Genomic DNA, 20,207 nt, shown 5'->3' with positions numbered 1-20,207 from the left:
CTCCGTTGAAATCGTCAAAAAAAATTATCGAATCACAGCTAGTGTCGTGCACCGGAGAAAACGCCGCCGCGGCCGTGGCCGGGCGGTATCCGGATCAATACTTCGGCATTGCGCCATCGACTTGCAGCGCCCAGGCATGCACGCCGCCCGTCAAATTGCTGACGCGGGCAAAGCCGTTGCGCTCCAAGAAGGCCGCGACCTGCATGCTGCGCGCGCCGTGGTGGCAGATGCAGACGATGGCCGCGTCCTCGTCGAGGTCGTCGATGCGGGCCGGAATCGTGTTCATCGGCATCAGCGTCGCGCCGTCGATATGGCAAGTGTCGAATTCCCACCCCTCACGCACGTCCAGCAACAGCGGGCGCGGGCGGGAAGGGTCGGCCAACCAGGCGGCGAGCTCGGGGGCGCTCACGTGGTCCATGGTTGAACCGCTTAAAACGTGAAACGGGACGGCGTCGTCGCCAGCGTCAAGGGCTTGACGCTGGTTTCGAACAACTTCACCGTATCGTAGGCGGCCTCGGAAACCCGCGTGATCAAGTGCGCCGACATGACGGGCGCGCTGCCGACGACGGCCAGGATGCGGCCGCCCACCTTAATCTGCTGCATGAACGCCTCCGGCAACACCGGCACGCTGGCGGAAATGACGATCACGTCGAAGGGTGCGCCCTTGGCCCAGCCCTGCGCGCCGTCGCCCAGTTCCACGGTGACATTGCTAACGCCATTCTCGGCCAGGTTCTTCTCGGCCAGCGCCTTCAGCTCCGGCGAGATTTCGACGCTCGTCACATGGCGGCCCTTGAAGGCCAGCAAGGCGGCCATATAACCGGAGCCGGTGCCGATTTCCAGCACGTTTTCATGCTTTTTCAAGCCCACTTCCTGCAAGATGCGCGCCTCCAGCTTCGGCGTGAACATCGCCTCGCCGCCCGGCAGCGCGATCTCGGTATCGACGAAAGCCAGGTTCTTGTAGGCCAGCGGCACGAAATCTTCGCGCTTGACGACCGCCAACAGGTCCAGCACGTCCTGGTCCAGCACGTCCCAGGGGCGGATTTGCTGTTCGATCATATTGAAGCGGGCTTGTTCGATGTTCATCTTTAGACTCGGTGAGAAAAATAATAATCCGCCATTTTATCGCTGAACTGACGGATAGCGCATGTTAACGACAATGACGGTGCGGCGCAGGAATTTGCGACGATCTGCAGATTTAAGGGAGTGAACATTAGAAAAACGGCAACCGGACGGGTTCTGGCCGCAGCGCCAGCCTCACGGCGCGGCCACCGCGACGGCGCCGTCGGCGCGCAAACCGCGCAGGCTCAGCTCGATGAAAGCGGCCATATACGCCTGCGTGTCGATGTTCTTTTTGTCGCAAGGCAGATACGAATTGTTCCACATCATCAGCATGATGATGGGCGCGCTAAGGATATTCGTCACCAGGGCTGCGTCGACGGGACGGAACTCGCCGCGCGCGACGCCGCGCTCGATGATGCGCGCGACCAGCGCGTTGCCGCGCGCGACCACCTCCTCGTTATAGAAGACGGCCAGCTCGGGGAAATTACCCGACTCCGTCATCATCAGCTTGGTCAGGCCGCCCGAGCTGGACGAACCGACCTTTTCCCACCACGCCATCAAGATGGAGCGCAACAAATTCACGCTCGACTCGTCCGTGGCAAGGCCGCCCTCGGCTTCGCCAATCGCATGGACAATGTTTTCCCGCACCACGGCCTTGAACAACTCCTCCTTGTTCTCGAAATACAGGTACAGCGTGCCCTTCGACACGCCGGCGCGCTTGGCGACATCCTCCAGCCGGGTCGAGGCGAAGCCGCGCTCGACGAACAAAGCCAGCGCGGCGGCGAGCAACTCCTGCGGACGGGCATCCTTGCGCCGCTCCCAGCGCGGCTTGCTATCTATCGGGTCTTGCATATCATTCCATCCAGCTACTTACTTTTGAGTCATTAATATAGACCCCTGCGCGCTTAGCGTCAAGCGCGGGCGTTGGTGTTACGTTCGAATAGAGTCTTGAATGGAAGAGCAGAGGCCTGAATGCGGGAGCGGGTCCAAAGAATAAAACCTTGAATGGGTGAATCGTGTGGCTGCTCACCCTTAAAATCATAATGTTGTGCTCGCTAAAGCGCGGAGATCGACCTTGACGGAATTGCTGGTCCTTGACTTCAGGCCGACCGATTGGCCGGCAAAGCGCCATCAGACACTACGGTCCCGATCATGGCTGCAAAACGTGGTTGGCGATCCAGGAGCAGCCGTATCGGACCTGAAGCCGACGCACATTGTTTGGCGCGGCCAGATAGTCTGGCACTGTGGTCCGCAACTTTGATGATGCTGGCGATTTCCCGCTTGGAACATCCGTACCGAAATGGGGCCGCAGAACTTCATGGATTTTACGCATGCATAATCTTTTATTGGTCAAGCAATCCTCCGGAAAATCCGGCAAGTCGCCACAGTTACTCCCTTGCTGCATGCGTCCTTCAGTCGCTCGCAGGGCATTTCGCTTGACATCGGACTCTCGACCGAAGGCGCCTAACTTTACGCTGACGCAATTACGCCTTGCTGCTACCTGAACGATGGAAAATTGCTGCCTTTTACACCGGGCTCGCCCCCCCCTTTGTAACTATGATGGACCGCAAGGATAGACGTCATATGCGGAGTTATATTGATCAGAGGCCGCTCACATCGACGTTCACACCGGCTCGAACATTTCCATCGCTTACGGGCCGGTAGCAAGACAGCTTGGATGCGGCTCATCACCAATGTCGTGTTGTGGAAGGCCAAAACATTCGGTGTGCATACGCCGATGTATGTGCTGGCCGATCTGGAGCGAATTCGCGGTAAACGCGTTACCTTTCGCTGAGTCACAGACTGATGGCTTATAAAAATCTGGCGATCACACCACAGGATTATTTTCAAGACGGAAATCCTTTTAATTAATCAGTTATTTCCCCTCTGATTCACGTTGGGCTCCGACTGCAGAAAGGCTAAAAATGACTACAAAAGATTGGCTGGAAATTCTGGTGGTTCCGGTGACGCTCGCTCTGCTAGCGCTCGTTTGGCCGCTCATTCAAAGTTGGAGCCGCAAGAGGGCGTTCATGAGTCTAATTCAAAGGGAACTTCGCGAGCTTGGCCCCTACCCGGAACTCGCAGTGAAAAACGATTGGGCTGATCATCTTCAAAAAACATTTGTTCATCAGCGAATCTTTCAGGATGCCTCGACCAATCGGGATTTACTACTCAGCCTCGCCCCCAATGTCACCTACTATCTATCCCAACTGTGGAACGCGCATGCAATGAGGGACTACGCCCAATGGCACCATTGCCTGAAAAAGCTGCTGCCTTTTGACAAGACCACAAGCCTGGCCACAATACTTGCAAAATGGGAGCAGTTGCAGGTGGGGTATGAGGCGAAATCGTAACCGGATGCATAGCAGCGTTACCGGTATCTTAACTGGAATTTCCGTTGCCGTGACCTTGGCATTTCCAATTTGTGGATCGTGTGGATCGGCCAAAAGTCCCAACGCAGGATAGGTTTCAAGTTTCGTGCAATCATGTTCCACATCACAGCATGGCCCTGTTTCGCGCCAAGGCCATGCTTGACGAATTAATCGCACGAAACTTGGCACCTATAGGTTCCCTCCAAGACGATGCCGTGGACGCTTGTCGAGCGAAAAATTCTTAAGGCAGGAACGTCCACTGTGAGCTGCTGAAGAGTCTTAGGAAGGAAGCGCCCGTCCATGCCTGCGATTCCAGAATCCGAAGAGCGCTTGACTAAGGCTGAAGTGGAGGCTGCCCTCGCTGCCTTTCAAGCGGCTGACTGGCAACGTGCCAAGATCATTGCGACCATCTTTTGCGCCGGGTTGACTGGCTGGGCTGCTGACGATCTGTTACAGGAGGCAATGTTCAAACTGCTTAGTGGTACACGGGTCTGGCCACGCCACATTCATCCGTTGGTGGTGCTCAAAACCGTCATGCATAGCATTGCGAGTAACGCGCGCAAACGCAACGAGCTAAGCCCTATCGACGCGAACGTGGTCGTGGACCCGTTTGAAGTCGACGTGGACGACAAAACCCCAGCCGCTCACGGTACGGTGACTGTGACACCGGAAGACGACACATCAAGCAAGCAGCAAATCGCTGCCCTCTATGCGGCCCTTGGCGGCGATGAGGACTTGGAATTATTGGTGCTCATATGGGCAGACGGCATGCGTGGGGCGGAAGCACGCGAAGAGCTGGGATGGGATGAGAAGAAGTATGACGCGGTTCGCAAACGGCTGCTCCGCAGGCTTGCGGCGCTGGATCCTCACCGGAGGAAATCATGATGACCAAAGCAATAAATGAATTTGAGAACTTCATCGACGCTGTGGTCGATGAACTGATTGCAATACCAGACGACCAAGTGCTGAACGACGTTGTCCCTGCTACGGTACAGGCGGAAGGATTGCGCCGTCTCCAGGCGGCGAAGGTACAAGCAGGGCAAGTTCGACTTGCTGCTGCAAAGGCAGCCGTTTCAACCGTCAGCGCGTGGCCGAGGCCATTGCCTTCGATTCAAACGTAGAAGCGATCTATGAAGCGATGATCGACTGCTATTGCTCGTAGGCCACCATGATCGTGCAATCGCCACTATCAATCCGTCAGGGGTGCGCGGGCGCGAGCGTTTTTCCGTTGCGCATGAGCTGGGTCATTGGCATCTTCATAGAGGCAGTTCCTCCCACTGCAGGGCTGATGACCCTAGCGCGAATCTTTCGTCTGACCGAGCGCATGAGAAAGAGGCGGACAGTTGAGCGTTTCAAGAAGAGCGAACCTATCCACAGTCCGCAGATCCGAAGAAGTCTCCTGGCCAACGGCAGCTACTTCCAGCCTAATGCTGCCAGGATACTTCCTGGTAGTGCTGCAACCGAATTCCGGTTAGTAGAGGCATTCTGCCGCCAGGCAGTGGCTTAGCGGCACTACTCCGCCGTAGTGGGATCAATTACCGAGGTCACTTCGGACACGCGGTTTGCGGGGAAGCCGCCTTGCTGGGCATGTTCGCGAACCAGCTCTTCATTCGCAGCGATGTAAACGCAGTAGATTTTGTCGCCAGTAACATAGCTTTGGAGCCATTGAATTTGCGGCCCCATCTTGCTTAGCACGCCACACGACTTCTGCGAAATGGCTTGAAGTTCTTGCCCTGATAACTTTCCGGCCCCCGGGATATCACGTTCAATAACGTACTTTGGCATGGCACTCTCCTTAGATGATTTCCGGGCGAACACTACACTCGCCGGCTCCGCTCGTCATATATGTCGCGACACCTAATAGTTATACACTACACGGGCCGGTTAGCATTGTTAAAATTACCATGGAATACCGATATGTTATAACTGTTTGCTTCATTGTGAAGCTCTTGACCTAAAGACTCAGGCTGGCTTCAGCGGGCCAAAAATGCCCCAGCCGGCGATTACTCGTTGGCCGGCAAGCCGACGCTATGGAAACCGTGTTCTTCCAGCACGCGCTGGCCGGCGGGCGACAGGACGAACAACGCGAATGCCGCCGCCGCCGGCCCGGCCTGCGGCGCGACCGCCAGGCCGTAGTCGGCCACCGGCGCCAAGGCCGGCAGGGCCACGCTTTTGAGCGCCGAGCCGGCGCCTTGCCGCATGCCCGAGCAATAGCCCAGGGCCATGTCGATGTCGCCGGCGGCGATCAGCGCGGCCGACGACGGCGGCGACGGCCGCTGCGGGTCGGGTGGCCCGCCATAGCGTTGTTGCGCGCGCGCCGTCAGCGCGGCGTAAGCGCCCGGGTGCTCCACATCAAGGCGACGGAACAGTTCCCAGGCATAGTCGCCGCCGGGGTCGGATTTCGGCGTGGAGGTGGCCACGCGCGTGGACGGCGCCAGCAGCAGCGCCAGCACCGTGTCGCTGGTGACGGGCGTGCCGGCCTTGACCAGCGCGCACATATTGTTGCGGGCGAAGAGCACCGCCGGTCCGGCTAGGCCCGCCCGGCTCAGCGTCTGCGCATGGGCCAGCGCGGCCGACGCGTAGACGTCGTAGGGCTGGCCCTTTTCGATGCGTTCGCGCAGCCAGCCGGCGGGACCGTTTTCCATCGTCACCGGCGACTCCGGGTGCAGCGCCTGCCAGCGCGCGATGATGGCGCCGAAGGCTAGGCGCAGGCTGCCCGCGGCGAGTACGTGGACAGGTTCGGCCAGCACGGCCGAGGGCGCCAGCGCCAGCAGCAGCGCGGCGGCCACGCGCCGGCAGGTGGGGTGGATGGCCATGTTTGTTTCCCTTATAAATTCATTTGCAGCGACGCCTGCACGGTGCGCGGCGCGCCCAGCGTGCCGGTGCCATTGCCGGTGCCGCTGTAGCCGTTCTGGCCGCCCGGCGCGATGTTGGCCCAGTAGCGCCGGTCGCCGACGTTGTTGAGCGCCAGGCGCCAGGTGGCCGCCTGGCCCAGCACGGCGCCGGCGTAGCGCAGGCCCAGGTCGGCCGTGCCGTAGCCGCTGACCCAGGTGCTGTTGCTGTTGTTGCCGGGGCGGCGGCCCGTGCCGCTGACGCTGACGCTGAGGAACAGGCCCGGCACGGCGCCCAGCCGGTAGTCGGCGACGGCGCTGGCGACGCGGCGCGCCAGCCCGAGGATTTGTTTGTCGCCGCCGCCAGCCTGGCCGGCATTGCGCAGCCGGGCATCGAGCAGGGTCAGGCCGGCAAACACGTTGAGCTGCGGCGTGGCCGCGCCGGCCGCGCCCAGTTCAAGGCCGCGGTTGATTTGTTCGCCCAGCAGCTTGTAGCGCTGGTCGGACGGGTCGGTCGCGGCAAACGGCCGGGCGATGCGGAACACGGTGGCGCTCAGGTTCAGTTCGCGCCATTGTTGCTTGTAGCCGGCTTCCCATTGTTTGCTGCGGTAGGGCGCCAGATTCTCGCCGGCATTGCGCGTGCCGCTGGGCGCCCCGTCGCCCTGCTGGAGGCTGTCGGCGTAGCTGAGGTAGACGCTGCCGGCCGGCAGCGGCTTGAACATGACGCTGGCGGCCGGACTGAGGCCGCGGCCGCTGTAGCGGCTGGTGGTGGCGCCCAGCTTGTTGAAATTGCTCACCTCTATCCAGCTCTGGCTGGCCGCCAGCGTCGCCGACCAGCGCGCGTTAATGCGGACGGTGTCGCCCAGCGTCAGCGTTTGCTGGCGGGTGTGGACTGAGCGGTAGTGTTTGCCGAAGTCCGGCCATTGCGGTTCTTTGAAGGGCTGCGGGCGCTCCAGGCTGGCCGAGCCCAGCGTAATGGCTGCCGTGTTGTAGGGGGTGTAGCGATCCCAGCCGAAGCCGGTGCTGGCCAGCACCAGTTGGTGGGCCAGTCCGCCCGCTTGCAGTTGGCCATCGAGGGCGAAGGTGTAACTGCCGATCGTGTCGCGGCTGTATGTGGTGGTGGCGGCCGTGGTCGTGTAGTTGCCGGCGTTGCTGGTGAGCGTGTTCGACGGCGCCGTCGACGCGCGCCGGCCGATCTGGCGCTGGACGCCGCCGCGCCAATACCAGCCGCCGCCCAGGCCTTGGCGGAGGCGGGCGCTGACGGTGTCGGTCACATTGTCGTCGCCGGCATAGGTCTGGCCATAAGGCCGCGTCGGATCGGGGGCGGCCGGGAAGTCGACCTTGTTGGCCAGCAAAAACGTGCCGGCGTAGCCTTTGCGCAGGTAGCGATAGGTGCTGGCGTTGGTTTCCAGCACGGTGTCGGCGCCCAGGCGCGCGTCGATGGCAACGCTGGCCAGCCGGCGCCGCAGGCGGCTGCCGTCGACATAGCCTTCGCCGCTGTCGTCGAGCAGGTTGAGGCGATAGCCGAAACGCTCGGCGGCGCCGAAGCTGCCGCCGAGGTCGGCGTGCGCCAGCAGACCGCCCGCGCTGGCATAGCCGACGCTGAGCCGGCGCAGCGGCGCGGCGGTCGGACGCTTGAGCACATAGTTGAAGGTGCCGGCCGGATTGGCCGGCCCGTACAGGGCGCCGGCCAGGCCGTTGAGCACTTCGATGCGCTCGAACTGTTCGGCGGGATAGTCGGTCGTGGCGGCAATGTTCATGCCGTCGATGCGCGTGTTTTGCACGACGCCGGCCTGCAAGCCGCGCGTTTGCGGCCGCACGTTCTCGCCCTGCACCGACGGCAGGTGGCGGAAGGCGTCGCGCACGCTTTTCATCTGCTGGTTTTCGATCAGCTCGGCCGGCACCACGCTGACGGCATGGGGCGTGTCGAGCCAGGCCCGCTGGCCGAGCGGGCCGAGGCCGACGCTGTCGACGCGATATGGGCCGGTCCCGGCGCTGCGCTTGCCCACCAGCAGGACGGTCCCCGCGTCCGGCAGCGCGGCGCCGGTTTCCTGCGCCGAAACCGGATGGGCCGCCGCCAATGCGGCCGCGGCCGACAGTAGCGCGGGGCTGGCGGCGCCGGAAAGCCGCCTCAAAACGGGGTACCACATGGGAATCTCCTACGATGTCTGCGCTTGATGGCGCTGTATACTAGCGTATATAGCGATTCCCGCAGGCATCATTTCGCTTGCCGACTCACCCTGAAGTCAAGGAAATCCCACAAGGCGGACCGGCCGCACCGCCCCGCCTCACTGGGGCGGCAGGGCCTTGGCGGGCGCGGCGTCCGCCTTCAGCGCGTCGACGCGCCCGCGGACGATGGCTTGCGCGAACTCCTCGGCGAAGCCGGGCGCCATGCGCCACCCCTGCCCGCCCGCGTCGCGTTCGAAGCTGAATTCGCCCCGCAGGATGGTGGTGGAGCCGACGCCGATGGCGGCCAGCAACGGGTCGTTGCGCTCGACCAGCAGGCGGCAGGCATATTGCGTGCCGGCCTTGACGGCGCGGCAGGCGCCCAGCGGCTCCAGCTCGGCGATCTCGCGCGCGCGCTCGGGCGCGTTGGGGCTGAGCGCGCCGGGACGGCGCATGTCGGCCAGCATGCGCTCGCGCCGCCCGTGCGCGGCGGCGCCCGGCAGCGCCTCGACGCCGGCGCGGAAGGCCCGCTCGACATTGTCGCGTCCCACCGGCTCGGCCTTGTTGCCGAAGTGGCCGTCGGCGTCGATGTGGCTGAAGCGCGCCTCCACCATGGCCCGGTCGGCTCCGGTGATGGTGAACGCGTCCTTGCCGACGGCCGAGGGGGCGATCGTATAGGCATATGGCATCTTTTCGCCGTGGACGTCGAGCGTGCCGGCGCAGCCGCGCACCCGCTTGGCCGCCGCGTAACCGATTTCCTGGATGTCGCCCAGGGTTGGCCGGTCCACCGGCACGTCGAGGCCGCCGTGCAGGATGTCGGAGCGCGCCGCCACTTGCGCCCTGAACAGCATGCCCTTGACCGAGCGGGTCGTCGCCTCGGCGTCGCAGGCGGGCGCCGCGTCGGGCGTCAGCATATTCCAGCTGGTCGCGCCGACCACGACGGCCAGCCCGGCCAGCCACAGCCAGGGCGAACCCGGCAATAGCTGGCGCCAGAAGGCCGCGTAATACGCCTTGCGCAGCTTTGCCAGGATCTCGGCGGCATCTTCCACGATCTGCACCCGTTCGCGCGCGCTGTCGACCAGGCGCTCGGCGCGCACGCGAACTTGCAACGCATCGAACTGTTCGCGTTCCAGCAACTCCGTCATCACCATCCAGGCCAGCGCCGCCGCCGGCGAGGTGAACGCCTCCCCCGTCGGCACCTCCGGCAGCGCCTTGTCGCGGTCGGCCTCGTCGAGCAAGCCTTCGACGTGCAACGTTTCCAGGACGTCGCGGTTCATGCTGCCGCGCAGCACATGCAGGCTCTTCAGGGTCTGCTCCAGCACCGCCTTGCGCTCCTCGAACGCTTCGCCCATGCGCCTGGCCAGCAGGCGCTCGGCGGCCTTTTCCTCCAATTGCTCCTCGGATACGACGCCGCGAAACAGCAGCCACAGGAGGTTGCGGACCAGATCCGCGTCGTCGGCGATCTCGCCGTATTGCGGGTGCGCCAGCGCCATGTCACGCTGCGCTTCGCTGATCAGGTCAAGCGAAATCAAGCTGTCAAAGGGGGATGGATGCGTGTCGGTCGTCATGGTTTCTGCAGTCAAATAAGTTGCGCTTATTGACTATAATATAAGAAATACCACGCAAGCCCGGTTCCGTAGGCCACGCAAGCAACAATGTTATTTTTTTAACTCACGCTGCCGCCGCGCCTCACTGCTGCTTGAGGCGCTTGATGAACCAGCGACCGGCCGGGCCGGGCGGCGCGTCCTTGCGGTGGATCGCGCGCATGGAAAACACGGGGCCAACCGCCGGGTCCGGCTCCAGCTCGATCTGCATCAGCGCGCCGCGCGCGAGATCGTCGGCGACCATCGGCAACGGCATGCTGCCCCAGCCCAGGCCGGCCAGCAGGAAGGCGTGCTTCGCGCCCAGGTCGGCCAGGCGCCACGTCTGCGCCGCCAGGACGCCGAAATGCCGCCCCTCGGTCAGCGTCGAGCGGTCCGTCAGCACCAGCTGGACGTGGGCGGCGGCGACGCTGTGCGCAATCACGCCGCCCAGCGCGGCCAGCGGATGCCCGGGCGCCACCACCCTGACGGCCGGCACCGACAACAGGTATTCGGCGTTGCAGTCCTGCGGCAGGTCCGGCAGCGAACCGAGCACGCCGATGCGGCAGCGGCCGTCGAGCACCGGCTGCAGCACGGCGCCCAGCGCCTCCACATGCAGGCGCAGCGGCGTGCCGGGAAACGCCGCGTGGAAAGCGCGCACCACGTCCGTCAACGCGGCGATCGGGTACATGACGTCGACCACCACCGCCAGTTCCGGCTCCAGCCCCTCGGCCAGCGTGCGCGCCTTGGCCTTGAAGTCGTCCATGCTGCCGGCCGCGACGCGGGCGGCGCCCAGCAGGGCGCGCCCGGCGTCCGTCAACTGCGGATAGCGCCCGCTGCGGTCGAACAGCGCCAGGCCGATCTGCAACTCCAGGTTCGCCAGCGTCTGGCTGACCACGGATTGCGCCCGCCGCAGCTTGCGCCCCGCCGCCGAAAAACTGCCCTCGTCGGCGGCGGCGATAAAGGTGCGCAATTGATCCATCGACATTCCATCCAGCATGTATCGCCCCATCAGATATATATCATCGAAATATATAGGCTTCCGCGATACATTGCCAGTCTTTACTATGAACACATCGCCTCACCAACAACCAGGAGCCAACACCATGAACACCACGACCACCGCACAAACGTCCCTGCCAACCATCGGCCGCATCCTGATGGCCGCCATTTTCCTGATCAGCGGCGTGGGCAAAATCGCCGCGCCGGCCGCGACGATAGGCTACATCGGCGCGATGGGCCTGCCCTTCCCCACCCTCGCCCTGCTCGGCGCGATCGCAGTGGAAATCGGCGGCGGCCTGGCCCTCGCGCTGGGCTTGCAGACGCGCCTGACGGCACTGGCCTTGGCCGCCTTTTCCATCGTCACCGGCCTGGCCTTCCACCACGCCATCGGCGACCAGAACCAGATGATTCACCTGCTGAAAAACTTCGCGATGGCCGGCGGCCTGCTGCAAGTGGTGGCCTTCGGCGCCGGCGCATACAGCCTCGACAACCGCAAAGCCGCGCCTGCGCTGTCGCGCGCCGCCTAAGCGGCAGCAGGCAAGCCGCACCGCCCCCGATCCGCGCAGGATGGGGGCGGCGGGCGTGTATACTTGGGGTTTGGCGCATTCCGAAATGGAAATGCCGCCCCCATCGATAACCATTCCCGGAATGTCCGCTGGCCAGCCGCTTGTCAACTAAAGAGATACTATGAACTGTCGTGATGGTTGTGGCGCCTGCTGCACCGCTCCTTCCATTTGCAGTCCGATACCTGGAATGCCCGATGGGAAACCTGCCGGTGTCAGGTGCGTCCAGCTTGGGGACGACAATCGCTGCCGCATCTTCGGGAAACCGGAACGGCCACCGTTCTGCGGCGGGTTGCAGCCGTCGGAGGAAATGTGCGGGACCAGCCGCGAACAAGCTATTCGCTGGCTGGACGAATTGGAGCGCGCTACCGCGCCTGCAAACTGAAAGACGAAACTGATATTGGCGTGCTTAAATGACGCACGCAGTTGCGCACTAGGTTGAAGCACGCCGAAGACCAAAGCCAAACCCGCGAGCGCCCTCCCGGCAAGCCGCATCACTTTCCACGCACACCTGTGCCGCGCAACTCCATAGCCCTAACGACCTAGTCAGAACAGCGCATGCTGGAAAACGGCAAAGGGGCGTATATTCAATGCGCTCTACATGGAAAAAGATCGTGGAAAATGAACTTCTCAGAATTGAAAATCGGTACCCGGCTGACGCTCAGTTTCGGCGCCGTCTGCTCCCTCCTGATCCTTATCGTCGCCATCGGCCTGGCGAAGTTGGCGGTGCTTAACGACGGCACTTCCGGCATCGTGCATAGCAATTGGCCGAAGATTTCCATGGCCTCGCAGTCCATGACGCAGATCAACAACATCGCCGTTGCGCTGCGCAATATGATGCTCAACGACGACAAGGCCGATTACCAGAAACAGGCCGTCATCATCGAGCAATCGCGCGCCGTCATCAAAGACAATATCGATCAATTGCAGCGCGCGATGGTGACGGACAAGGAGAAGGAGCTGTTCCAGCAAATCGCCGCCCATCGCAGCACCTATCTGGTCGGCCAGGAACATCTGGTCACCCTGATCGCGGCGGACCAGCGTGAAGATTCCAGAAACTATCTGAACCATGAATTGCGTCCGGCGCTGGCCGCCTACAAGGACGCCGTCAACAGCATGATACGTTACCAGGTCGAGCACATCGAGGCGGCCGGCGCGCTGGCCGACGCCACCTACGCCAGCGCGCGCAAGCTGATGCTCGCGTTCGGCGCGGCGGCCTTGCTGCTGGCGGCCGCCGTCGGCCTGCTGATCACGCGCGGCCTGCTCAGGCAGCTCGGCGGCGAACCGAGCCACGCCGCCCACATCGCCGAAACCATTGCGCAAGGCAATCTGGCCGTGGCGCTGGACGTCAAGGCGGGCGACCACGGCAGCCTGATGTTTGCGATGCAGTCGATGCGCGACAAGCTCGTCCACATCATCGGCCAGGTGCGCAGCGGCACCGAGACGATCGCCACGGCGTCCACGCAAATTTCCGCCGGCAATATGGACTTGTCCAGCCGTACCGAACAACAGGCCAGCGCGCTGGAGCAGACGGCGGCGTCGATGGACGAGCTGACCAGCATCGTCAAGCGCAACGCCGACAACGCCCAGCAAGCCAACGAGTTGGCGGCCTCGGCGTCGGCGGTGGCGGTCCAGGGCGGCGCCGTGGTGGAGCGCGTCGTCGCAACCATGCACGACATCAATACCTCGGCCGGCAAGATCGGCGACATCATCGGCGTCATCGACGGCATCGCCTTCCAGACCAATATCCTGGCCCTGAACGCGGCCGTCGAGGCGGCCCGCGCCGGCGAGCAGGGGCGCGGCTTCGCCGTCGTCGCCGCCGAGGTGCGCAATCTGGCCCAGCGCAGCGCCGCCGCCGCCAAGGAAATCAAGACCCTGATCGGCGACTCCGCCGAGAAGGTGGCCGCCGGCAGCAAACTGGTGGGCCAGGCCGGCACGACGATGCAGGACATCGTCGCGCGCGTGAAGCGGGTGGCCGGCATCATGAACGACATCACGGCCGCCAGCCAGGAGCAGAGCGATGGCATCACCCAGATCAATCAGGCGATCTTCCAGATGGATGGCGTGACGCAGCAGAATGCGGCGCTGGTCGAGCAAGCCGCCGCCGCCGCCGAGTCGCTGCAAGACCAGGCCCGCCGCCTGACCGAGGTGGTCAGCGTGTTCCAGTTCGACACGCTGGCTGCGCCGGTGCCGGCGCAGCGCCTGCCGGCGCCCGCCAGGCCCCTGCCGCCCGCACGCAAGCCGCAGCAAAGACTGGCCGGCGATGCGGCCGCGGCTGAAACGGCGGCGTGCATGAACGAGTAAGAACGAACTCCGCAGGAAATAGCAGGGAGTGTTTTGGGGGGCAGACTTGACGGTCTGTCCCCTTTTTTTCATCCATGCCAGCGCTTGGCCACGGTAGGAAACGCTTGACTAATTTTGCACGTTTTCGTATATTTATGCGCATTCATGCACGATTCAAGCTTATGTCGACTCCCAACCTGCTGCTCAAAGAACGCCACGCCCTGATCCAACAACGCTTGCTGGCCGAAGGCCGCGTGCTGGCGCTGGACCTGGCCACGCAATTGAACGTGTCCGAAGACACGATACGGCGCGACCTGCGCGATCTGGCCGCGGCCGGTTTGTGCAAGCGCGTCTACGGCGGCGCGCTGCCGCTGCCGCCGACGCCCGGCACGCTGAGCGAACGCCGCAGCGAGGCGCCGGACCGCAAGGGGCGCCTGGCCCAGGCCGCCATCGGCCTGGTGCGCGCCAACAGCGTGCTGTTCTTCGACGCCGGCTCGACCAATCTGGCCATCGCCGAGGCCCTGCCGGACTTGCCGCTGACGGTGGCGACGAATGCGCCGGCCATCGCCATCGCCCTGCTGGACCGGGCCAATATCGAGGTCATCCTGATCGGCGGGCGCATCGACCGCGGCGCCGGCGCCAGCCTGGGCGCGAAGGCGCTGCGCGACGCCGAACTGATCCGCGCCGACCTGTGCTTCCTCGGCGCCTGCGGCGTCGACGCCGACGCCGGCATCACCGCCTTCAGCCACGAGGAGGCCGAGTTCAAGCGCGCCGTCGCCGCCATGAGCCAGACCGTGCTGGTGGCCGCCACCAGCGAAAAGCTGGGCACGGCCGCGCCGTTTTCCGTCCTGCCCGCCGCCCGCCTGAGTCATCTGGTGGTCGAGCACGACGTCGCCGCCGAGCGCCTCGACGCCTTCGCCGCGCTCGGCGTGCAACTGCTGCGCGCCCGCCCCGCCTGAACCGCCTTCCACCCTACACGAGACGCCTATATGAACCCCATCGGTCCCCCGCAACGCCGCGCCACCCGCCTCGTCTTCCTCGCCGCCGGCCTGGCCATGGCCGCCTGGGCGCCGCTGGTGCCCTACGCCAAGGTCCGCCTCGGCTTGAGCGAGGGCACGCTCGGCTTGCTGCTGCTGTGCTTGGGCGCCGGCTCGCTGCTGGCGATGCCGCTGACGGGCGCGCTGGCGGCGCGCTTCGGCTGCCGCCGCGTGATCCTCGCCTCGGGCGCGCTGCTGTCGCTGGCGCTGCCGGGGCTGGCGCTGGCCGCCAGCCCCGTGCAACTGGGCCTGGTGCTGCTGCTGTTCGGCGCCGCCATCGGCACCTTCGACGTCTGCATCAACATCCAGGCCGTCATCATTGAAAAGGCCGGCGGCGGCGCGCTGATGTCGGGCTTCCACGCGCTGTTCAGCGTCGGCGGTTTCGCCGGCGCCGGCCTGATGGCCCTGCTGCTGTGGCTGAGGCTGGACCCGGCCTGGGCCTGCGCCGCCATCGTCGCGCTGCTGGCGGCGCTGCTGCGCGCCGCCAGCGGCCACCTGCTGCGCGACGCCGAGCCGGACGGCCGCGCCGCGCCGCTGTTCGTCATGCCGCACGGCTCGGTGATCGTCATCGGCCTGCTGTGCTTCATCGTCTTCCTGGCCGAGGGCTCCATCCTCGACTGGAGCGCGCTGTTCCTGACCGGCAGCCGCGGCGTCGACGCCGCGCGCGGCGGCCTCGCCTACGCCGCGTTCGCCATCGCCATGACGGCCGGCCGTTTCAGCGGCGACTACATCGTGCGCCGTTTCGGCGGCCAGCGCGTGCTGCTCGCGGGCGGCCTGTGCGGCGCCGCCGGCTTCTTTCTGACGGTGCTGGCGCCGTCCGTGGCCGGCAGCCTCGCCGGCTTCGTGCTGATCGGCCTGGGCGCGGCGAACATCGTGCCGATCCTGTTCACGGCCGCCGGCAAGCAGCGCGCCATGCCGGCCAGCCTGGCCGTGTCGGCCATCACCACGCTCGGCTACGCCGGCATCCTGGCCGGGCCGGCCGTGATCGGCTTCGTCGCCCACGCCACCAGCCTGAGCATGGCCTTCGCCGGCCTCGGCTGCGCGCTGCTGCTGGTCGCCGCCAGCGCGCGCATCGGCGCCCCCGCCGGAAGCGGCCCAGGGGGCTGACCCCGGCTTGCCATCAGCCCGGCCCCAGCACGCGCAACACCTCGTCGAGCGTCGTCACGCCGCTCTGCACCTTGTAATAGGCGTCGTCGCGCAGCGTCGAAAAGCCCTGGCCGCTGGCATAGGCGGCCATTTCCGTGACGGGCGCGACGGTGGCGATCAAATGCCGCAGGTGGTTGTCCGGCACCAGCAATTCGTACAGGCCGAGCCGGCCCTTGTAGCCGCTGCCGTGGCAGGCCGGGCAGCCGCCGCCCCGGTAGGCGCGCGTGATGCCGCTGGCGAAGCGCCCGCCCAGATGCTTGAGCAACTGCGCGTCCGGGTCGACTTCCACACGGCAGAAATCGCAGCTGCGGCGCACCAGCCGCTGCGCGATGACGGCCTCCAGCGCCGTGGCGATGACGAAGGGTTTCAAGCCCAGGTCGAACAGCCGCGACACGGACGCCAGCGCGGAATTCGTGTGCAGGGTAGAGAACACCTGGTGCCCCGTCAGCGCCGCGTGGAAGGCCACCTCGGCCGTCTCGAAGTCGCGGATTTCGCCGATCAGGAGCACGTCCGGGTCTTGCCGCAAAATGGAGCGCAAGATCAGCGGGAAGGTCATGCCGATTTTCTCGCGCACCAGCACCTGCCCCGCCGTGTCGAGGTAGTACTCGACCGGGTCTTCGATGGTCAGGTAATTCTTTTCCGACGTGGCGTTGTTTTGCAGCAGGCTGTACAGCGTCGTCGTCTTGCCGCTGCCCGTCGGCCCCGTGGCCAGGATCATGCCCTGCGGCTTGCCGCAGGCGCGGCCGATGCCGGCCAGGTCGGCCGGGCCGAAGCCCAGTTCGTCGAGTCGGACCACGGCGGCGTTGCGGTCGAGGATGCGCATGACGATTTTCTCGCCGTTGATCGTCGGCAGCGAGGAGACGCGCAAGTCGACGACGCGCTTCGGCGTCTTCACGGCCAGGCGGCCGTCCTGGGGCCGGCGCCGCTCGGAGATGTCGAGTTCGGCCATGACCTTGATGCGCGACACGATGGACTGGTGCATATTGTGCGGGATCTGGATCTTGTCGCTGAGCACGCCGTCGATGCGCAGCCGCACCACCACATTCTTCGCCCGCGGCTGGATGTGGATGTCGGACGCGCCCAGCCGGATCGCCTCGACCAGGATGGAATTGACGAGGCGGATGGCCGGCGGCTCGTCCGTGCCCTGCAGCAGCTCCTCCAGGCTTTGCTCGTCCTCGTCCTCGATGAGGATTTCGATGCCCTCGTAGGGGTCGGCGGCGCCGAACTCGCCGGCCGCGTCGGCAAGCTCGCCGGCGCCGCAGCCGTAGACGTCGGCGATCTTGCGCTGGATCGCCGCCATCGCCGCCAGCACCGGGGCGATTTCCAGCCCCGTCACGAAGCGCAGGTCGTCGAGCAGGCCGACGTCGAGCGGGTCGGCCATCGCCAGCGTCAGGCGCCGGCTCTCTATCTTCAGCGGCACGATCTGCTGGCGCTGGCACAGCGCCGTCGGCACCAGCGCGGCGACGCCGGGGTCGACGCTGAACTCCTCCAGCGCCACCTGCTGGATCAGCAATTCCTTGCCGATGAACTCGTGCATCGCCTGCTCCGTCAACCAGCCCCGTTCGACGATCAGCTTGATCATCGGCGCCTTGCGCTGCTGCTGCACGCGCATCAATTCCTGCACCTGGGCGTTGTTGAGCATGCCGCGCTTGTTCAGCATGACGGCCAGCTGGCTGCGGTTGGACACGCCGAACTTCGCCAATTGCTCGATTTCCGCCCGCTTCGCCTGGTTGTCGCGCTTCAGGCTGTTGTTTTTCTGGATCAACTGGTGCTGCTCCAGGGCCAGCGCGACGGTGACGCGCAGGTCGTCGTCGTCCCAGGGCTTGAGGATGAACTTGTAGACGGCGCCGCTCTTCATCGCGGCGACGACGGCGTTGACGTCGGCGTGGCCGGTGAGCATGATGCGTATCGTGTCCGGGCACAGCGCCCGCGCCCGCTTCAACAGCTCGCCGCCCGTCATGCCCGGCATCATGTAGTCGCTGACGAGCAGGTGGAAGGCTTCGGCGCCCAGCAGCGCCAGCGCCTGCTGCGGGTCCTGGCACAGCACGACGTCGTAGTTTTCCTGGCGGAAGACGCGGCGCAGCGCCGCCAGCACGCCGGGCTCGTCGTCGACCAGCAGCAGGCGGTAGCGCGGCGGCGCGGCGGCCGCCCCCTCGGGCGCGGCGGCGTCCGTGAACAGGTGGCTGTAGCTCACGGCGGCCCCGCCAGCGGCAGCTCGACCGTGACGCGGGTGCCGGCCGTGGCGCCGCGCCCCAGCGCGATGGCGCCGCCGTGGGCGGCGGCGATGTCGCGCGCCACCGTCAAGCCCAGCCCCATGCCGGCGCCCACGGCGCGCGTCGTGAAAAACGGCTCGAACACGCGCGCCGCGATGGCCGGCGCGATGCCGCAGCCGTCGTCCTCGACGACGAGGCGGATGGCGGCGCCGTCGACGCCGCCGCTGACGCGTATCAGGCCGGCGTCGGCGACGGCCAGGCGGGCGTTGTGCAGCAGCGCCAGCAGCATCTGGCGGATGCGCCCGGCGTCGCAGCGCAGCGCCGGCATGGGCGCCAGCCGCACCTCCAGCGTCACCGTGTCCGGCAATTGCCCGGCGACGATGGCGGCGGCGGCGCGCACCGCCTCGGCCACGTCGGCCGGCGCGGCGCCGGCGCTGTCGACGCCGGCATAGGCTTTCAGGTTCTGGACGATGTGGGCGACGCGGTCGGCGCCGGCGCCCGACTCGGCCAGCAGGGCCGGGAAATCCTGCAGCAGCGCGTCGACGTCGTGGCCGCGCCAGGCCGCGTCGGCGGCCGCCGCGTCGCCGCGGCGGTAGGCCAGCAGCACCTCGGCCAGCGCGCCCACATACTCCTTGGCGCTGCCCAGGTTGCTGCGGATGAAGCCGATCGGGTTGTTGATCTCGTGCGCCATGCCGGCCGCCAGCGTGCCGACGGCGGCCATTTTCTCCGTGTGGAAGATCTGCCGCTGGGCGTGCTCGATGGCCTGCGTCTGCGCCGCCACGCGCTCCTCCAACTGGGCCGACAGCGCCCGGTAGCGCCGCTCCGACTCCAGCAGGGCGACATGCTGGGCCTGCAGCGCGTGGTAGTCGGCGTGCGCCGATTCCACATGCAGCTCGGCCGCCATGCGGTAGCGCTCGGCGACGGCCAGCACCAGTTCCAGCCAGGCGGCCGCATCGGCCACCCCGGCGGCCGCGCCGCTCAGGCGGCCGAGCACGTCGATGCCCAGCCGCAGCGGCGCCTCGGCCGCGGCGTCCGGCGCGCCGTCCGGGCCGGGGCCGTCGCGCCCCGGGCCATCGAGGCCCGGGCCGAGCACGCGGGCGCCGCCGGCGTCGCGCACTTCCCAGCGCGGCCCCAGCGCCCGCTCCAGCAGGGCCGGCAAGTGGCCGCGCGGCAGCGCCCGCAGCAGCTCGGCCAGCGTCGGCTCGCGGTCGAAGCGGGCCGGCGCGTTCACGGCCGCGCCCCCAGCGCCGCGCAAAAGGCGGCGCGCGTCAAGCCGTGGGCGGCGCCCAGCGCGAACTGGCGGTCCAGGCTGTCGTACAGCCCGTCCAGCAGGGCGGCGAAGGTGGCCAGCACGCCGCCGCCCTCGAGCGCGGCGGCGAACAGCAGCGGCCACGGCGCCTGCGCCCAGCGCGCCGCGATTTCCGCCTCGCTGAGGATGTCGGGCAGGTCGCGCTTGTTGAATTGCACCACCAGCGGCAGGACGGCGCCGTCCAGGCCGAGGATGGCCAGGTTGGCCATCAGGTTTTCGAAGGAGCTGGCGTTGTTGCTGGCCTGGTGGCGCCGCGAGTCGGCGACGAAGACGACGCCGTCGGCGCGCGACAGCACGGCCTTGCGCGTGCCGTCGTGGGCCACCTGGCCGGGCACGGTGAACACCTTGAACTTGACCAGCAGGCCGGACGGCGCCGTGAAGCCCAGCGGCAGCAAGTCGAAAAACAGGGTGCGGTCGCCATCCGTCTCCAGCGTCATGATGTCCCCCTTGAGCTCGGCCGCCAGCAAGTCGTGCAGGCGCGTCAGGTTCGTCGTCTTGCCCGACATGGCGGGGCCGTAATAGACCAGCTTGACGGTCAGGCGGCGGCGTTGTTCATCCAGTTCGGCCATGATGGATCGGCATACCTCGGGGCGGCTCGGGGGCGGGCGCGGCGCGCGGGACGGATGTGTGCGCGGACGCGCCCGGG

20 protein-coding genes are annotated in these 20,207 nt (G+C 65.8%); 9 read left to right on the top strand and 11 right to left on the bottom strand.

The features are described 5' to 3' along the window. Positions 1–94: 94 nt before the first annotated feature. From OIK44_RS18305 to OIK44_RS18295, 3 genes are all read right to left on the bottom strand, one after another. A complete protein-coding gene (locus OIK44_RS18305) occupies positions 95–418 on the bottom strand; it encodes a rhodanese-like domain-containing protein (protein WP_273672764.1) in 324 nt (107 codons plus the stop codon). Between the two features lie 11 nt (positions 419–429). Beyond that, positions 430–1,083: a protein-L-isoaspartate O-methyltransferase family protein gene (locus tag OIK44_RS18300; RefSeq protein ID WP_273672762.1), complete on the bottom strand. Its 654-nt coding sequence runs from the start codon at positions 1,081–1,083 to the stop codon at positions 430–432. A gap of 171 nt (positions 1,084–1,254) precedes the next feature. Beyond that, on the bottom strand, positions 1,255–1,911 hold the full coding sequence (locus OIK44_RS18295) for a TetR/AcrR family transcriptional regulator (protein WP_273672760.1): 657 nt from the start codon (positions 1,909–1,911) through the stop codon (positions 1,255–1,257). Positions 1,912–2,984: 1,073 nt separating this feature from the next. Between OIK44_RS18295 and OIK44_RS18290 the strand changes: the two genes are divergently transcribed. The 4 genes from OIK44_RS18290 to OIK44_RS25715 all read left to right on the top strand — a co-directional run bounded on the left by OIK44_RS18290 (position 2,985) and on the right by OIK44_RS25715 (position 4,778). After that, positions 2,985–3,413 carry a hypothetical protein gene (locus OIK44_RS18290; protein ID WP_273672756.1) on the top strand — a complete coding sequence of 143 codons (429 nt, stop codon included), beginning with the start codon at positions 2,985–2,987 and terminating at the stop codon, positions 3,411–3,413. Positions 3,414–3,731: 318 nt separating this feature from the next. Further along, a complete protein-coding gene (locus OIK44_RS18285; RefSeq protein ID WP_273672755.1) occupies positions 3,732–4,316 on the top strand; it encodes an RNA polymerase sigma factor in 585 nt (194 codons plus the stop codon). Next, complete coding sequence (locus tag OIK44_RS18280) at positions 4,313–4,552, top strand: hypothetical protein (protein ID WP_273672754.1); 240 nt, start codon at positions 4,313–4,315, stop codon at positions 4,550–4,552. Before OIK44_RS18285 ends, OIK44_RS18280 begins: the two co-directional genes overlap by 4 nt. Before the next feature lie 31 nt (positions 4,553–4,583). Next, on the top strand, positions 4,584–4,778 hold the full coding sequence (locus OIK44_RS25715) for an ImmA/IrrE family metallo-endopeptidase (RefSeq protein ID WP_420213866.1): 195 nt from the start codon (positions 4,584–4,586) through the stop codon (positions 4,776–4,778). 165 nt (positions 4,779–4,943) lie between these two features. Here the strand turns inward: OIK44_RS25715 and OIK44_RS18275 are convergent, their stop codons facing one another. From OIK44_RS18275 to OIK44_RS18255, 5 genes are all read right to left on the bottom strand, one after another. Further along, entirely contained in the window at positions 4,944–5,216 is a 273-nt protein-coding gene (locus OIK44_RS18275) for a DUF4242 domain-containing protein (protein ID WP_273672753.1), read from the bottom strand. 218 nt (positions 5,217–5,434) lie between these two features. Beyond that, on the bottom strand, positions 5,435–6,247 hold the full coding sequence (locus OIK44_RS18270) for an extracellular solute-binding protein (protein WP_273672751.1): 813 nt from the start codon (positions 6,245–6,247) through the stop codon (positions 5,435–5,437). A gap of 11 nt (positions 6,248–6,258) precedes the next feature. Further along, positions 6,259–8,412, bottom strand: a complete 2,154-nt coding sequence (locus OIK44_RS18265; protein ID WP_273672748.1) for a TonB-dependent receptor — start codon at positions 8,410–8,412, stop codon at positions 6,259–6,261. A 138-nt stretch (positions 8,413–8,550) separates the two neighbouring features. After that, positions 8,551–9,996: a hypothetical protein gene (locus tag OIK44_RS18260; protein ID WP_273672746.1), complete on the bottom strand. Its 1,446-nt coding sequence runs from the start codon at positions 9,994–9,996 to the stop codon at positions 8,551–8,553. A 121-nt stretch (positions 9,997–10,117) separates the two neighbouring features. Then, positions 10,118–11,008 (bottom strand): LysR family transcriptional regulator, encoded by an 891-nt coding sequence (locus OIK44_RS18255; protein ID WP_273672744.1) that lies wholly within the window; start codon positions 11,006–11,008, stop codon positions 10,118–10,120. 106 nt (positions 11,009–11,114) lie between these two features. Between OIK44_RS18255 and OIK44_RS18250 the strand changes: the two genes are divergently transcribed. From OIK44_RS18250 to OIK44_RS18230, 5 genes are all read left to right on the top strand, one after another. After that, the gene (locus tag OIK44_RS18250) at positions 11,115–11,537 is read left to right on the top strand and encodes a DoxX family protein (RefSeq protein ID WP_273672743.1); all 423 of its coding nucleotides are present in this window, start codon (positions 11,115–11,117) and stop codon (positions 11,535–11,537) included. Positions 11,538–11,697: 160 nt separating this feature from the next. After that, complete coding sequence (locus tag OIK44_RS18245) at positions 11,698–11,958, top strand: YkgJ family cysteine cluster protein (protein WP_273672742.1); 261 nt, start codon at positions 11,698–11,700, stop codon at positions 11,956–11,958. A 236-nt stretch (positions 11,959–12,194) separates the two neighbouring features. Beyond that, entirely contained in the window at positions 12,195–13,877 is a 1,683-nt protein-coding gene (locus OIK44_RS18240; RefSeq protein ID WP_273672740.1) for a methyl-accepting chemotaxis protein, read from the top strand. 161 nt (positions 13,878–14,038) lie between these two features. After that, positions 14,039–14,815 (top strand): DeoR/GlpR family DNA-binding transcription regulator, encoded by a 777-nt coding sequence (locus tag OIK44_RS18235; RefSeq protein WP_273672739.1) that lies wholly within the window; start codon positions 14,039–14,041, stop codon positions 14,813–14,815. Positions 14,816–14,845: 30 nt separating this feature from the next. Next, the gene (locus OIK44_RS18230; RefSeq protein WP_273672738.1) at positions 14,846–16,000 is read left to right on the top strand and encodes an MFS transporter; all 1,155 of its coding nucleotides are present in this window, start codon (positions 14,846–14,848) and stop codon (positions 15,998–16,000) included. Between the two features lie 13 nt (positions 16,001–16,013). Here OIK44_RS18230 and OIK44_RS18225 read toward each other — a convergent pair whose 3' ends face one another. Genes OIK44_RS18225 through OIK44_RS18215 form a run of 3 tightly spaced genes read right to left on the bottom strand, consistent with a single transcriptional unit; the run spans position 16,014 to position 20,130 of the window. Beyond that, positions 16,014–18,233 carry an ATPase, T2SS/T4P/T4SS family gene (locus OIK44_RS18225; protein WP_273672736.1) on the bottom strand — a complete coding sequence of 740 codons (2,220 nt, stop codon included), beginning with the start codon at positions 18,231–18,233 and terminating at the stop codon, positions 16,014–16,016. Continuing rightward, complete coding sequence (locus OIK44_RS18220; protein ID WP_273672734.1) at positions 18,230–19,483, bottom strand: sensor histidine kinase; 1,254 nt, start codon at positions 19,481–19,483, stop codon at positions 18,230–18,232. The genes OIK44_RS18225 and OIK44_RS18220 overlap by 4 nt, the downstream gene beginning before the upstream one ends. Then, positions 19,480–20,130 carry a GTP-binding protein gene (locus OIK44_RS18215; RefSeq protein WP_273672733.1) on the bottom strand — a complete coding sequence of 217 codons (651 nt, stop codon included), beginning with the start codon at positions 20,128–20,130 and terminating at the stop codon, positions 19,480–19,482. The genes OIK44_RS18220 and OIK44_RS18215 overlap by 4 nt, the downstream gene beginning before the upstream one ends. Between the last annotated feature and the right edge of the window lie 77 nt (positions 20,131–20,207).

It is taken from the genome of Janthinobacterium fluminis (assembly GCF_028595325.1).
Lineage (GTDB): Bacteria > Pseudomonadota > Gammaproteobacteria > Burkholderiales > Burkholderiaceae_D > Janthinobacterium > Janthinobacterium fluminis.
This window is presented reverse-complemented; position numbering and strand designations above follow the sequence as displayed.